Source organism: Amphritea pacifica (genome assembly GCF_016924145.1).
GTDB lineage: Bacteria > Pseudomonadota > Gammaproteobacteria > Pseudomonadales > Balneatricaceae > Amphritea > Amphritea pacifica.
This window is the reverse complement of record NZ_JAFFZO010000115.1, coordinates 1-478: the sequence shown is the minus strand read 5'-3', so window position 1 is coordinate 478 and position 478 is coordinate 1. Positions and strand designations below refer to the sequence as shown.

Sequence of the window (478 nt, the reverse complement as noted above, 5' to 3'; positions counted from 1 at the left end):
ATATCGCCCGTAGAGCCAATCAGGAGGATAGCTGTCGGGGGCATTTCTGGGAAGCGCGTTTTAAGAGCCAGGCCTTGCTGGACGAGCAGGCACTACTGAGCTGCATGGCGTATGTTGACCTTAACCCGATACGAGCAGGCATCGCCGAGACGCCCGAGCAATCGGCATTTACCTCAGTCAAACAGCGGATAGATACCCCGCAGGAGCAAGAAGCCACCGCATTAACACTCAAACGCTTTGATCCCCGGCAGGCTGAAACAGCGGCGATCAGCTATGACCTGCATGACTATCTGGAGTTGGTTGATTATACCGGGCGGGCGATTCATCCCACCAAGCGGGGTTATATTGCAGCGGATACCCCGCCGATACTCGCCAGGCTCGGGATTGATACCGATCACTGGTTGCAACTGATGCGACCGCAAGGCATACATATCGCCACCGTTATCGGCCATAGCACGCGTATTGAAGACTACCTGAA

The 478-nt window shown here is 55.2% G+C and carries 1 protein-coding gene; it reads left to right on the top strand.

Going from position 1 to position 478, the window contains the following annotated elements:
* The coding region (locus JW499_RS21655) for a transposase (protein WP_463427524.1) at positions 1–478 on the top strand (478 nt) is incomplete at both ends.